Source organism: Mangrovimonas cancribranchiae, from assembly GCF_037126245.1.
Taxonomy (GTDB): domain Bacteria; phylum Bacteroidota; class Bacteroidia; order Flavobacteriales; family Flavobacteriaceae; genus Mangrovimonas; species Mangrovimonas cancribranchiae.
In genome coordinates this window covers 325,304-338,849 of record NZ_CP136925.1, presented here as the reverse complement: position 1 = coordinate 338,849, position 13,546 = coordinate 325,304, and the positions used below count along the sequence as shown (strand labels likewise).

Annotated in this window: 12 protein-coding genes; all 12 read right to left on the bottom strand. The window is 36.1% G+C overall.

The window, feature by feature from the left end:
* Positions 1-16: 16 nt before the first annotated feature.
* Genes ftsA through mraZ form a run of 12 tightly spaced genes read right to left on the bottom strand, consistent with a single transcriptional unit; the run spans position 17 to position 13,437 of the window.
* Entirely contained in the window at positions 17-1,351 is a 1,335-nt protein-coding gene (ftsA, locus tag R3L15_RS01480; RefSeq protein ID WP_338732824.1) for a cell division protein FtsA, read from the bottom strand.
* A 3-nt stretch (positions 1,352-1,354) separates the two neighbouring features.
* Positions 1,355-2,074: a hypothetical protein gene (locus R3L15_RS01475; RefSeq protein WP_338732823.1), complete on the bottom strand. Its 720-nt coding sequence runs from the start codon at positions 2,072-2,074 to the stop codon at positions 1,355-1,357.
* Entirely contained in the window at positions 2,064-3,416 is a 1,353-nt protein-coding gene (gene murC / locus R3L15_RS01470; protein ID WP_338732821.1) for a UDP-N-acetylmuramate--L-alanine ligase, read from the bottom strand. The genes R3L15_RS01475 and murC overlap by 11 nt, the downstream gene beginning before the upstream one ends.
* A gap of 3 nt (positions 3,417-3,419) precedes the next feature.
* On the bottom strand, positions 3,420-4,511 hold the full coding sequence (gene murG, locus R3L15_RS01465) for an undecaprenyldiphospho-muramoylpentapeptide beta-N-acetylglucosaminyltransferase (protein WP_338732819.1): 1,092 nt from the start codon (positions 4,509-4,511) through the stop codon (positions 3,420-3,422).
* On the bottom strand, positions 4,511-5,701 hold the full coding sequence (locus R3L15_RS01460) for an FtsW/RodA/SpoVE family cell cycle protein (protein ID WP_338732817.1): 1,191 nt from the start codon (positions 5,699-5,701) through the stop codon (positions 4,511-4,513). The genes murG and R3L15_RS01460 overlap by 1 nt, the downstream gene beginning before the upstream one ends.
* Positions 5,702-5,710: 9 nt before the next feature.
* On the bottom strand, positions 5,711-7,042 hold the full coding sequence (gene murD, locus R3L15_RS01455) for a UDP-N-acetylmuramoyl-L-alanine--D-glutamate ligase (RefSeq protein ID WP_338732815.1): 1,332 nt from the start codon (positions 7,040-7,042) through the stop codon (positions 5,711-5,713).
* Complete coding sequence (gene mraY / locus R3L15_RS01450) at positions 7,043-8,284, bottom strand: phospho-N-acetylmuramoyl-pentapeptide-transferase (RefSeq protein WP_338732813.1); 1,242 nt, start codon at positions 8,282-8,284, stop codon at positions 7,043-7,045. It abuts the gene before it with no gap.
* Position 8,285: 1 nt separating this feature from the next.
* Entirely contained in the window at positions 8,286-9,752 is a 1,467-nt protein-coding gene (locus tag R3L15_RS01445; RefSeq protein ID WP_338732812.1) for a UDP-N-acetylmuramoyl-L-alanyl-D-glutamate--2,6-diaminopimelate ligase, read from the bottom strand.
* On the bottom strand, positions 9,749-11,704 hold the full coding sequence (locus tag R3L15_RS01440; RefSeq protein ID WP_338734100.1) for a penicillin-binding protein: 1,956 nt from the start codon (positions 11,702-11,704) through the stop codon (positions 9,749-9,751). Before R3L15_RS01440 ends, R3L15_RS01445 begins: the two co-directional genes overlap by 4 nt.
* A 60-nt stretch (positions 11,705-11,764) precedes the next feature.
* A complete protein-coding gene (locus R3L15_RS01435; protein ID WP_125466944.1) occupies positions 11,765-12,082 on the bottom strand; it encodes an FtsL-like putative cell division protein in 318 nt (105 codons plus the stop codon).
* The gene (gene rsmH, locus R3L15_RS01430; protein ID WP_338732810.1) at positions 12,072-12,983 is read right to left on the bottom strand and encodes a 16S rRNA (cytosine(1402)-N(4))-methyltransferase RsmH; all 912 of its coding nucleotides are present in this window, start codon (positions 12,981-12,983) and stop codon (positions 12,072-12,074) included. The genes R3L15_RS01435 and rsmH overlap by 11 nt, the downstream gene beginning before the upstream one ends.
* Positions 12,970-13,437 carry a division/cell wall cluster transcriptional repressor MraZ gene (mraZ, locus tag R3L15_RS01425; protein WP_338732808.1) on the bottom strand — a complete coding sequence of 156 codons (468 nt, stop codon included), beginning with the start codon at positions 13,435-13,437 and terminating at the stop codon, positions 12,970-12,972. The genes rsmH and mraZ overlap by 14 nt, the downstream gene beginning before the upstream one ends.
* Between the last annotated feature and the right edge of the window lie 109 nt (positions 13,438-13,546).

Genomic DNA, 13,546 nt, shown 5'->3' with positions numbered 1-13,546 from the left:
GAATTTCGGTTTTTAATTACTCTGCGTTATCTAAAAAATCTTTTACTCGTTCTGTTAATTTATCCAGAAAAGAACGTCTTTCTGGCTTTGGTTGATTGATGTTTTCGTCTTGAGGCGTGTCTTCTTCACTTTCAGTATTATCGTCCTCATCAATCGGTTGTTGTGTTGCTGCTTCTTCAGCTTTTTTACGTTCATGTCGTTTAAGACCATCCATAACCAAACCTACTGCAGTGGCATAAAGCGGGCTCGTCACTTCGTCGTCGCTATTACCTGCTAAATGTTCGTTAGGAAAGCCAACTCTGGTATCCATTCCTGTGATGTATTCCACCAATTGTTTTAAATGCTTTAATTGGCTTCCGCCTCCCGTTAACACAATCCCCGCAATAAGCTTTTTCTTTTGCTCTTCATGACCGTAGTTTTTAATTTCCACATATACTTGCTCTATAATCTCAACTACGCGCGCATGAATAATTTTTGACAGGTTTTTTAAGGTGATTTCTTTAGGTTCTCGACCTCTTAATCCAGGTATAGATACAATTTCGTTGTCTTTATTTTCTCCTGGCCAAGCAGACCCAAATTTTATTTTTAAGAGTTCGGCTTGTTTTTCTATGATAGAACAGCCTTCTTTAATATCTTCGGTAATCACGTTACCTCCAAAAGGAATTACTGCGGTATGACGTATAATACCATCTTTAAAGACTGCCAAATCGGTAGTTCCGCCTCCTATATCTATTAAAGCGACACCTGCCTCTTTTTCTTCTTGACTTAAAACAGCATTAGCCGATGCTAAGGGCTCTAATGTGATTCCTTCTAAGTTTAAACCTGAACTTTTTACACATCGCCCAATGTTTCTAATAGACGATACTTGCCCAACAACCACATGAAAATTAGCTTCTAATCTGCCACCATACATCCCGATAGGTTCTTTTATCTCGGCTTGCCCATCTACTTTATATTCTTGCGGCAGCACATGGATAATTTCTTCCCCTGGAAGCATCACCAGTTTATGTACTTGATTAATTAAACGAACAATATCTTCCTCGTCTATAACTGTTTCGGAATCTGGTCGTGTTATATAATCGCTATGCTGCAAACTACGAATATGCTGCCCTGCAATACCTACTGTTACTTCCTCTATTTTATGATCGGAACTAGCTTCGGCTTCTTGAACAGCAGCTTGAATAGATTGTATGGTTTGCGTTATGTTATTAACGACCCCACGATGAACCCCCAGACTTTTAGAACGTCCTATGCCTAAAATTTCAACTTTTCCATATTCGTTCTTACGCCCAATCATGGCCACTATTTTTGTGGTTCCTATGTCTAATCCTATTGCTATATTATTTTCCATGGTTTACGCTTTAGTACATACAACCTGACTCTCAAACTTAAGGTTGACCGTTTTGTAATCGTTAAGTGTTTTATCTTTTAAACCTTTTTTATAAAAGGCTTTTAAGTTGTTAATTTTCTTTTCTAAATTGCTTAAACCGCCTAATTTAACGGTAAAATCGTAGCCTCTAAACTGCAAAAACAAATCGTTATTTTTTGATTGATGTATTTGCACAACATTTGTTTTTAAAAAACTATCTGTTGCTATTTTTTTGGCTATTTTATATATATTATTTAGGTCTTTTTTATCTACTTTACCTGTTACAAGCGGTACTCTAGCAGAATGATAGGAAGACAACGGCATATAACTTCCCTGATCATCGATATAATATGATGTTTTTGCTAGCACTCTTGCAATAGGTTTTTTTTGCTCAACTTCGGCTGTAAGCTGTCCATTTACAGACACATAGACTTCGGCCGATTTTATCATTGCATTGGAATTCAGGGCAGTTTCCAATATATTCAAATCTAAAGTTTCTTTAGATGTGTTTTTAACGCCTTTATAATTTTGTATTAACAATTTACTAACAGTCTCGGCAGCTATATAAAGGTTTTCGCCACCTTTAAACTTCACGTTGGGTTCTCCTACAATTCTAGCCCCATTTCTATGTGCAGAAAACGCATAGAGAAACACTACTACAATGAGTAGAAAAAATAGCTTTATGTAATTAAAATTAACGCGCAAGTTCTAACCCTTTTTTTACTTGTTTTACTTCTGCTCCTATATCGCCAGCTCCAGCAGTTAAAACTACTGACGCCTTTGTTTTAAGCACTTCTTCAACTATATTATTCTTCGTTATAAGTTTTTTGTTTGGGTTTGAAATTTTATCCAACAACCACTTTGAATTTACACCTTGTATAGGTAATTCTCTTGCCGGGTAAATATCTAAAAGCAATACCTCATCAAAAAGACTTAAACTTTCGGCAAATTCATCGACGAAATCTTGCGTTCTACTAAATAAATGCGGCTGAAAAACAATCACATTTTTTTGTTTAGGAAACATCTCTTTTACCGCTTGGTATACTGCTTTTAACTCTTCTGGATGATGCGCATAATCATCGACATACACCAAGTCGTTGGTTTTTATATGGTATGTAAAACGCCTTTTAACCCCTTTGTATGATGCTAAAGCTTTGGCGAGCTGCTGGTGAGGGCAACCATATTCTACAGCCATCGCCAAGGCTATTAAAGCATTAGACAGATTGTGTCTACCTGGTAGGTTAAATTTAATATTGTTAATTGTTGTTTTAGGTGTTTTTACATCAAACACATAACTTCCTTGTTTTATTGTTATATTTTGAATTGTATAATCTGAATTGTCTTCAATGCCATAGGTAATTCCCTTAATAGTCAACCCATTTTTAACAAATAGCTTACCATCTTCTTTTACTTTACTTGCAAAGTCTTTAAACGACTCAGACAACGCTTCCGAATTACCATAAATATCCAGATGATCGACATCCATAGAGGTTATACAAGCCAAATTTGGAGACAATGTTAAAAAGGAACGATCAAACTCATCGGCTTCCACTACCGTTACCTCGGCACCATTTGATATGTAATTAGATTGATAATTCTCGCTAAACCCTCCTAAAAATGCTGTAAGTGGTACATTGCAACTGTAAAGCAAGTGTGCCAAAATACTAGTTGTTGTTGTTTTACCATGTGTTCCTGCTACGGCAAAACAAAACGTATTTTGTGTTATAAGACCTAAAACTTGAGACCGTTTCATAACCTGATACCCTTCGTTAATAAAGTAATTAAGCTCGGTATGATGTTTAGGTATTGCAGGTGTATACACGATTAATGTTGTGGCTTTGTTTAAACTTTCTAGATTCACTAAATCTAGGTTATCTTGAAAATGAATTTCTATCCCTAAATCGGTTAATGCATTGGTGATTTCGGTTGGTGTTTTATCATACCCAGACACCTGTTTATTATTGGCATGAAAATACCTTGCCAAGGCACTCATACCTACGCCGCCAATACCAATAAAGTAAACGCTATGTATCTGGTTAATAGTCATGTTTTATTTTAATAGTTTTTCAACTTCATCTACAATATGCTTTGTCGCATCTACAAGAGCCATTTTTTTAATATTATCTCCTAATTCATCACAACGTTCGGGCGACATGATTAACTTCGTGAATTTGTTTTCGAAATCAACCTCTAAATCAGATTCTTTAATCAACATGGCAGCATTTTCTTTAACATAAGCCATGGCATTTTTTGTTTGATGGTCTTCGGCCACATTGGGTGATGGAATAAAAATGACTGGTTTTCCTACAATACTTAATTCTGAAACGGAAATAGCACCCGCTCTAGAAATAATAATGTCGGCTGCAGCATACGCTAAATCCATATCTTTTATAAATGCATGCACTTGTACGTTCTTAGTATGGTCATATAGTTTATACTTTTCAAAATATAGTTTCCCGCATTGCCATATAACTTGCACATTATGCGTTTGAATAAAATCGAGTTCTTTTTCTATTAACTGATTTATCCTTCGCGCTCCTAAACTGCCCCCAAGCACCAAAAGTGTTTTCTTTTCTTTGCTTAATGAAAAATGCTCTAAAGCTTGTTCTCGTTTTGTGTCTATGGTTAGTAAATCTTGCCTAACTGGATTTCCTGTTTTTACAATTTTTTCACTAGGAAAAAAGCGTTCTAAACCATCATAAGCCACACAAATTTTATCCACTTTAGAAGCCAACAACTTGTTAGTTATTCCTGGAAATGAGTTTTGCTCTTGAATAACACTTGGTATATTGCTTGACGCTGCCACTTGAAGCAACGGCCCACTAGCATAACCACCTGTACCAATAGCTACATCTGGCTTAAAGCGTTTTATAATACCACGCGCCTTTATTAAACTACTGATAACCTTAAACGGAAAGCTTAAGTTTTTAATAGTTAGCGATCGCTGTAAACCAGAAATCCAAAGTCCTTCTATCTTATAACCAGCTTCTGGAACTTTATCCATTTCCATACGGTCTTTTGCCCCTACAAATAAAAACTCAGCATCGGGATACCGTGATTTTAGTTCATTTGCAATGGCAATCGCAGGATAGATATGACCTCCTGTTCCACCTCCAGATAATATGACTTTAATTTTTTTCATTATATCGTTTCGGATAACACTTCTAAGGGGTTATCTTCTTTCTCTTCTTGTTCCTTAATTTCTTCTCTTTTTGCACTTACGCTTAATACAATACCTAAAGCTAGGCAAGTCATCCATATTGATGTTCCTCCACTACTAATTAGAGGTAGAGTTTGCCCAGTCACAGGGAACAACTCTACAGCTACTGCCATATTTATGAGCGCCTGAAAAACAATTGGCAAACCAACACCTAAGACCAAAAGTTTCCCAAAAATTGTATCGGATTTTTGCGATGCAATAACAATTCTAAACAACAGCCACAGATAGAGTACCATTAAGAAAAAACCACCTATCAGCCCATATTCTTCCACAATAATGGCAAAAATAAAATCTGAAGACGATTGTGGCAAAAAGTGTTTTTGTTTACTTTTTCCTGGCCCAAGACCTTGCACGCCTCCAGAAGCAATAGCTATTTTTGCTTTTTCTATTTGATAACCATCTTCCCCTTTATCATCGGCATAACTTTCAATTCTACTCATCCATGTATCTACCCTATTAGGCATAGCATCTGGAAAAGCTTTTGCTACCAACACAAAAAATATTAAACCTAACAAACCAGCACCTAAGATTACTGCTAAATATCGTATAGGGTATCCACCTAAAAACACTAACATAAGTACCATTACAAACATAATAGCAGCTGTAGAAAGGTTTGCTGGAAGAATAAGCACAAGCACTAAAAATACTGGTACCCACAAAGGCAAAATAGACTCTTTAAAAGTAACTGCCTGATCTTTAATTTTAGACATATATCTTGCCACATAAACCATTAAAACCACAAAGGCTAAAGTAGATGGTTGAAATGACATATTTACAATAGGAATATTTATCCAACGACTTGCATTTGCGCCCGCCATTGTGCTTCCCTGCAAAAGTGTTGTTAATAAGAGTATTAAAACAACAGGCATCATAACAATAGATAATCCTTTAAAGTAACGGTAAGGCACTTTATGCACCCCAAACATGACTACAAACCCTAGCGCTAGGTGTACAAAATGTTTGGCAAAATCGGTAAATGTGCTTGCTCCTCTTCCGCCATAAGCCAAATTGCTCGCCGCACTATAAACAGGCAAAAACGAGAATATAGCCAATAAAGCCGCAATGGCCCATATTAGTTTATCTCCTTTTATATTTTTAAAAATGGCCTGCATTTATGGTTCTTATAAATTTCTTACCGCTTCTTTAAATTGTCTTCCTCTATCTTCGTAATTTTCAAATAAATCGAAACTTGCACATGCTGGCGATAACAACACATTATCTCCTGGTTCTGCTAGCTTATATGCTATTTTAACTGCTTCGGTCATGAATTGGGTTTCTATGATAACATCAACCATTGAACTAAAGCTTTTTAGGAGTTTTTCATTATCAACACCTAAGCATACTATAGCTTTTACTTTTTCATTTACAAACGAAAAAAGCTCTTCGTAATTATTGCCTTTATCTTCCCCGCCAACAATCCAAACAGTTGGCGCTCCCATACTCTCTAAAGCATAGTATGTTGCATTAACATTAGTTGCCTTAGAATCGTTGATGTACTGTACTTTGTTAATTTTAAGTACATTTTCTAAACGATGTTCTACACCATGAAAGTTTTCTAAACTCTCGCGTATAGTTTGCTTTCTTATTTTAAGTAAATGCGCAACTGTTGAAGCTGCCATAGCATTCTTCACGTTGTGCTTTCCTTCTAATGCTAATTTATCTGTTGGCATATTTATTTTGTTGTTATCTATTGTTATTATTATTTTTTCATTTTCTATATAAGCACCGTTTATCACTTTTTTTGTTAATGAAAACGGCAGTAAAGTAGACTTAACCGGGTGCTTTTTCAACCAATCCACAATCACTTCGTCATCGGCATCATAGATTAAGTAATCGTCTTTGGTTTGATTTTCGGCTATCCTAAATTTTGATGCAATATAATTTTCAAACTTATACTCATACCGATCTAAATGATCTGGTGTAATATTGGTTATCACTGCGATATGTGGTTTAAATGACATGATATCATCTAATTGAAAACTGCTAATTTCTAACACGAATGTTTTCACGTTTTTATTTACCACTTGCAAAGCGAAACTGTCCCCTATATTCCCCGCTAATCCTACTTGTAATTCTTGCTTGAGAATGTGATGTGTTAACGCCGCTGTGGTTGTTTTCCCATTACTTCCTGTAATCCCTACTATGGTTGCGCTTGTGTATTGTGACGCAAATTCAATTTCTGAAACAACAGGAATATGCTGTTCTTTTATTTGCTTTACCAACGGAACTGTGTCTGGTATTCCAGGACTTTTCATCACCAAATCTGCATTAAGTATTTTATTTACTGTATGCTGTTTGTCTTCCCAATCAATATTATTATGTATAAGAACGTCTTTATACTTTTTCTTAATCTCTCCTTTATCTGAGACAAAGACTTGGTACCCTCTTTCTTTTCCTAGCAAAGCGGTTCCCACACCACTTTCTCCACCACCAAGGATCACTAACCGATTCATTTATCTAATTTTTAAGGTCACTATCGTTACAATAGCCAGCAAAATGCCTACAATCCAGAACCTGGTCACTATTTTACTTTCGTGATATCCTAATTTTTGATAATGATGATGTAAGGGCGACATTTTAAAAATGCGTTTCCCTTCACCAAATTTTTTCTTTGTATACTTAAAGTAGCTTACCTGCAACACCACAGAAAGATTCTCTGCTAAGAAAATACCGCACAACACTGGAATTAACCACTCTTTTCGTACAGCAATAGCTATTACAGCTATAATACCGCCTATTGTTAAGCTTCCTGTATCGCCCATGAATACTTGAGCCGGATATGTATTATACCACAAGAACCCAACTAACGCTCCAACAAATGCCGCAATGTAAATGGTTATTTCTTCTACTTTTGGGATATACATAATGTTTAAGTAATCGGAAAAAATTATGTTACCAGATATCCAGGCAAAAATGCCTAAAGTGAGCACAATTATAGCCGATGTACCTGCCGCCAAGCCATCTATACCATCGGTTAAATTGGCGCCATTCGATACGGCTGTGATGATAAAAATGGTTGCCAAAATGAAAATAACCCAAGCATAAGGTTTTAAGTTTGGACTTATCCAAGTAATTAAATTGGCGTAATCAAACTCATTCCCTTTTACAAACGGTATGGTTGTTTTTGTTGATTTTTCTTCGGCTTTAAATAATTTTGAAGGCTGCACATTAGGGTTTTCTGCTAGAATTACTTTTTGCTGGTCTATAGGTAATTTCTCTTTTATCGTTACGCTATCGTTAAAGTATAAGGTTGCGCCAACGATAATTCCTAAACCAACTTGCCCAAGGATTTTAAACTTACCTTTTAAACCTTCTTTATCGTTTTTAAATTTCTTTATATAATCGTCGATAAACCCTATGGTTCCCATCCACACTGTCGCTATTAACAGTAAAATGATATAGACATTTTCTAATTTAGCTAGTAATAACACTGGAATAATGGTAGCCAAAATAATTATTATCCCCCCCATAGTTGGCGTTCCCGCTTTTTCAACCTGACCTTCCAACCCTAAATCTCTTATAGTTTCGCCAACTTGTTGTTTTTGTAAAAAAGCAATAATTCGTTTTCCAAAAATGGTTGAAATAAGCAACGACAATATTATCGCCAAAGCTCCTCTAAAGGTTAAAAACCCAAATAAAGTGGCGCCTGGAAATTGGTAATGTTTTTCTAAATATTCGAATAAGTAGTATAACATGTTACTTTTGTAATTGCTTTAAAAATTCTTTAATGATTTTAAAATCATCAAAATCAAATCGTTCTCCTTTTATCTCTTGATAAGTTTCATGGCCTTTGCCCGCTATTAAAATAATATCGTTAGTATTTGCCATTTGACACGCCGTTTTAATTGCTTGTTTCCTATCGGTTATGGATAGTGTTTTCTTGACATTATCTGGTGGCACACCTTTTTCAACATCCTTTATAATCTCATCTGGATCTTCATGCCTTGGATTGTCGCTAGTAAAAATGACTTTTGTACTTAGTAATGACGCAATGTTTCCCATTTTAGGACGCTTCTTTTTATCTCTATTTCCGCCACAACCAACTACCGTAATTAGTTCTTCATTTTTTGTACGAATACTGTTTATGGTTTCTAACACATTTTTTAAGGCATCTGGGGTATGCGCATAATCTACAATAGCGGTTATTTTTTCTTCTGAAATAAGGTATTGAAATCTGCCCGCTACGCTATTTAGCTCGCTTATTAAGCGTAATATTTCCACTTTTTCTAACCCTAATAAATCTGCCGCACCATAAATAGCTAGAACATTATAGGCGTTAAAACTTCCTATTAGCTTGGTCCAAACCTCACTATCATTCACTTTAAGTAACAAACCGCTAAATTGATTTTCAAGAATCATGGCTTTATAGTCTGCCATACTTTTTAACGCATAGGTGTATTTTTTGGCCTTAGTATTTTGAAGCATAACAGCACCGTTCTTATCATCTGTATTTACCAGCGCAAAAGCACTTTTAGGAAGTTCATCGAAAAAGCGTTTTTTTACATCGCGATACTCTGCAAATGACGCGTGATAATCTAAATGGTCATGCGATAGGTTTGTAAAAATCCCACCAGAAAAAACAAGTCCTTTTGTTCTATTTTGATGAATACCATGCGAACTCACTTCCATGAAGCAAAATTCCACACCGTCGTCATTCATCATTTTTAAATATTTATTTATTGCTAATGAATCTGGCGTTGTATGCGTTGCTTTAAACGCTTTATCATCGACCATAATTTTTACAGTAGAGAGCAACCCTACCTTATAACCCGCGTTTTTAAATAACTGATATAACAGTGACGCAATGGTTGTTTTACCATTTGTACCAGTAACACCTACTAATTTTAAATTTTCGGATGGCGCGCCATAATAGTTTGACGCCATTTGTGCTAAAGCTACAGAGGCGTTATCCACCTCAACATAAGTCACCTTTTCTACTTTCTCACTAGGTAATTTTTCGCAAACAATGGCCACAGCACCTTTATTTATAGCTGTTTCAATATAGTCATGACCATCAACAGCACTTCCTTTAATAGCTACAAACACATCGCGTTTGTTAACATGTCTTGAATCGAACTGGATACCATTAATGTCTTGATGCGTATTTCCTGAAACGACATTTAAGCTTACTTTATATAATATGTCTTTTAATGCGTGTTTCATGCTTTAATTACAACTGTTTGATTTGCTTTTAATTTTGTTCCTCTTGATACGGATTGCGACTCTACAATCCCTTCCCCTGAAGCCATAACTTTTATATCAACATCCATATTTTCTAATAAAGAGATTGCATCCATTAAAGGCATTCCTACAACACTTGGCATGATGGTTTTATAGGTTTGCGCCGTATCAAAATAACTTTGATAGCTTTTTTCAGCTAGCGCATTTTTAATCGTTAAAGTTTCTAACTCATCTACAATAGGTGTTTCGGTAAATATTTTTTGTGCAATACGTTTAAAGACTGGTCCAGAAACATCTGCACCATAATATCCCTTTTTAACACTTGGTTTATGTATAATAACGATACACGAGTATTTTGGGTTTTCGGCAGGAAAATACCCCGCAAATGATGACACATACCTTGGATTTTCACTCCAGTCTTTCATCCAATATTCGGACTTAGCAGTTCCTGTTTTTCCAGCCATGGAGAAATACGGCGAATACAACGACCTCCCGGTACCTCTTTCTACTACATGTTTTAAAATATCTTGCATTTGATACAGGGTTTCCTCGGAGCATATTCTATTATTTACCACCTGCTTGTCAAATTTTTCAACCTCTCTATTAAGCTCTTTCACTTCTTTAATAAATCGAGGCTTCACCATAACACCATCATTCGCAATAGCATTATAAAATGTTAATGTTTGCAATGGGGTTAAACGCAGGTTATATCCATATGCCATAGAAGGCAATGCATTTTTACTCCACAGCTTGTCTCCTGGTTTAGGAATAACTGGTTTCCCTTCCCCAATAATAGGCAAGCCTATTGGTTTATCTAACCCCCAAGAACTTAAACGAGATAGGAACTTTTCTGGATTTTTTGAATAATTATCATCTACCAAAGTTGCCATTCCAATATTAGAAGACACCTCTAAAGTTCTTGCAACAGATATTTTACCATAGCCACCATGTTTAGAATCTGTAATATATCTTCGATAAAATTGCTTACGTCCTTTTTTAGTGTCTATAACTGTTGCCGTATCAACCACCTTATCTTCTAGCGCCACCATAAGCGCCATGGTTTTAAATGTAGACCCTGGTTCGTGCGATTCCCAAACGGCATAGTTTCGTTTTTCGTAATAATTCCCATTTTCTGTTCTCGCTAGGTTTGATATCGCTCTAACCTCTCCTGTTTTAACCTCCATAACAACCACACAACCATGCTCGGCTTTATAATACTCTAATTGTTGTAACAAAGAATGGTGCGCAATGTCTTGTATATTACTACTAATGGTAGTATAAACATCGTAACCGTCCTTTGGCTCAACTTGATTATAATCTACAATAGGCTTCCATTGTCCTTTCCCTATGCGTTGCTTTAAACGTTTACCATCAACGCCTCTTAAATATTTAGCACCAAAAGCACCATCTAATCCTGGCCGGGTGACATTCCCTTCTTCATCTACTCTTTCGTAACCAATGGTTCTTTGCGCTACGCCACCCATTGGATATTCGCGCTTAGTGGTTTGCTCGACTATTAATCCGCCTTTAAACGCCCCCAAGTTCAATAAAGGAAAACTTCTAAATCGCATATAATCGGAATACCCTACATTTCTCACAAGCGGATAATACCTGTTTTTAACCGCTCTTGCATGTCGTAGTTTTTTCTGATAATAAGCTGAAGACTTTCCGGAATATACCGAAAGCGAATCGCAAAGCCCTTTTATGTTTTCTTCAAATCGTTTGTTTGTTGGCGTTACCGCATCGATAAGAATATCGTATTTTGGTATTGATGTTGCTAAAAGATTACCATCTACAGAGTAAATATTTCCTCTATTCGCTGGAATAACCACATTTTTCACCAAACGGTCATCGGCCATACTTTTGTATTCATCGCCATGAACTAATTGAATTGTTAACAATTTAAACACAATTAGTAGCGCGAAGATGAACATACATCCCGCAATAAAATACAACCGATTTAATATGTTCTTCTCGTTTACTGCCAAGTTGAACTATTTACTAGATTTAACTATAATTTTTGTTGGCGGGATTTCTGAAATATAAATCCCCTTCTCTTTCATTTTTAACTCTACAACAGTCTCTTTTTTCAACCGCATTAACTCGCTTCTCCCTTCTACAAACATGGAGTGCAGCTCTTTCACCTCATCTTTAAGCTTTGCTATATCGTGCACTTTCCTATCTGCGCTGTGTGAACTCGCTATCATTACCAAAGCCAGCAACGATAAAAACAAAATCATACGCCAGTTTTTAAAAGCATCTTCACTTACTAGAAACTTCCCTTTTAATATGTTATGAAGTCTACTTTTCACTTAACGGCACCTTTTCTGCTATTCGTAATTTTGCACTTCTTGCACGGCTATTCATTGCAATCTCTTCTCTTGAAGGCACGATTAACTTCCCTACTTTTTTTAAAGGCACTTCAAAATTGCCATATATATCACGCTCTGGCTCTCCTTCAAACATGCCATTTCTTATAAATCGCTTTACTAAACGGTCCTCTAACGAGTGATACGAAATCACACTTAAGCGTCCATGAGGCTTTAAAAGTTGCGGCACTTGAATTAAAAACTCCTTAATAACTTCAAGCTCTTGATTTACCTCAATTCGAATAGCTTGATATATTTGAGCCAGTATTTTATTCTCTTTTTTATGCCCTAAAAACTTTGCTAACGCTTGCTTTAAACGCTCTCCTGTTTTTATTTCTTGATCTTTTCTAAAATGAACAATACTTCTTGCCATTGCTGGTGCTTGACGCAATTCTCCATATTGCTTTAAAACAGATGCTAAATGTTTTTCTTCATACTCATTAACCACATGAAATGCCGATAATTTATCGTTTTGATTCATTCGCATATCTAACTCTGCATCAAATCTTGTTGAAAACCCACGCTCCGGCTTGTCGAACTGGTGTGATGACACACCAAAATCGGCTAAAACACCATCTACTTTCTTTACACCATAAAGCCTCAAGAAGCGATTCATGTATCTAAAATTTTCATTAATCAACGTAAATCTATCATCCTCAATTTCATTTTTTAACGCATCTAAATCCTGATCGAAAGCAAACAATTTCCCTTTCTCTCCCAAACGCTTTAAAATCTCCCTACTATGTCCACCGCCACCAAAGGTTACATCCACATAAACACCATCTTCTTGAATGTTTAATCCATCAACGGTTTCTTTAAGCAACACTGGATTATGATATTCCATCTTCCTCGTCTTGACCCATTACTTCTTCAGCTAAATCAGCAAAGTCCATTGCCGCATCATCAATAGCAGTTTCATAGCGTTCTTTATCCCAAATTTCAAGAATATTAACCGCCGATGAAACCACTGTATTTTTTGAAATCCCCGCAAAAACAACTAAGTCCTTAGGGATTAACAAACGCCCTGTACTATCCACCTCCACCAGCTTAACACCAGCTGTAAAGCGCCTAATAAAATCGTTATTCTTTTTCTTAAAACGATTTAGCTTGTTTACTTTCTGCATTAACAATTCCCACTCTGCCATTGGATAAAGCTCCAAGCAAGGCTGAAACACCGCCCGCTTTAAAACAAACCCATCCTGAAGCACGTCTGCCAACTGCTTTTTTAGCGCAGCAGGAAGCATGAGCCTTCCTTTGGCATCAGCTTTACATTCGTATGTTCCTATTAATGAGTTCAAAAGCAGTTCGATCTTTGAAATTCAAATATATCGAAAAATATACCACATTTTACCACATTTTACCACTTTGTTGATAATTTTTCGATTAACCGCAGGAATATGTCGTTTT

What these genes read in the sequence shown, in the direction of transcription:
- R3L15_RS01460 (WP_338732817.1), bottom strand. Translation starts at nt 5,701, where the DNA reads ATGCAGGCCATTTTTAAAAATATAAAAGGAGATAAACTAATATGGGCC.
- ftsA (WP_338732824.1), bottom strand. Translation starts at nt 1,351, where the DNA reads ATGGAAAATAATATAGCAATAGGATTAGACATAGGAACCACAAAAATA.
- mraY (WP_338732813.1), bottom strand. Translation starts at nt 8,284, where the DNA reads ATGTTATACTACTTATTCGAATATTTAGAAAAACATTACCAATTTCCA.
- murC (WP_338732821.1), bottom strand. Translation starts at nt 3,416, where the DNA reads ATGACTATTAACCAGATACATAGCGTTTACTTTATTGGTATTGGCGGC.
- R3L15_RS01440 (WP_338734100.1), bottom strand. Translation starts at nt 11,704, where the DNA reads ATGTTCATCTTCGCGCTACTAATTGTGTTTAAATTGTTAACAATTCAA.
- murG (WP_338732819.1), bottom strand. Translation starts at nt 4,511, where the DNA reads ATGAAAAAAATTAAAGTCATATTATCTGGAGGTGGAACAGGAGGTCAT.
- R3L15_RS01445 (WP_338732812.1), bottom strand. Translation starts at nt 9,752, where the DNA reads ATGAAACACGCATTAAAAGACATATTATATAAAGTAAGCTTAAATGTC.
- rsmH (WP_338732810.1), bottom strand. Translation starts at nt 12,983, where the DNA reads ATGGAATATCATAATCCAGTGTTGCTTAAAGAAACCGTTGATGGATTA.
- murD (WP_338732815.1), bottom strand. Translation starts at nt 7,042, where the DNA reads ATGAATCGGTTAGTGATCCTTGGTGGTGGAGAAAGTGGTGTGGGAACC.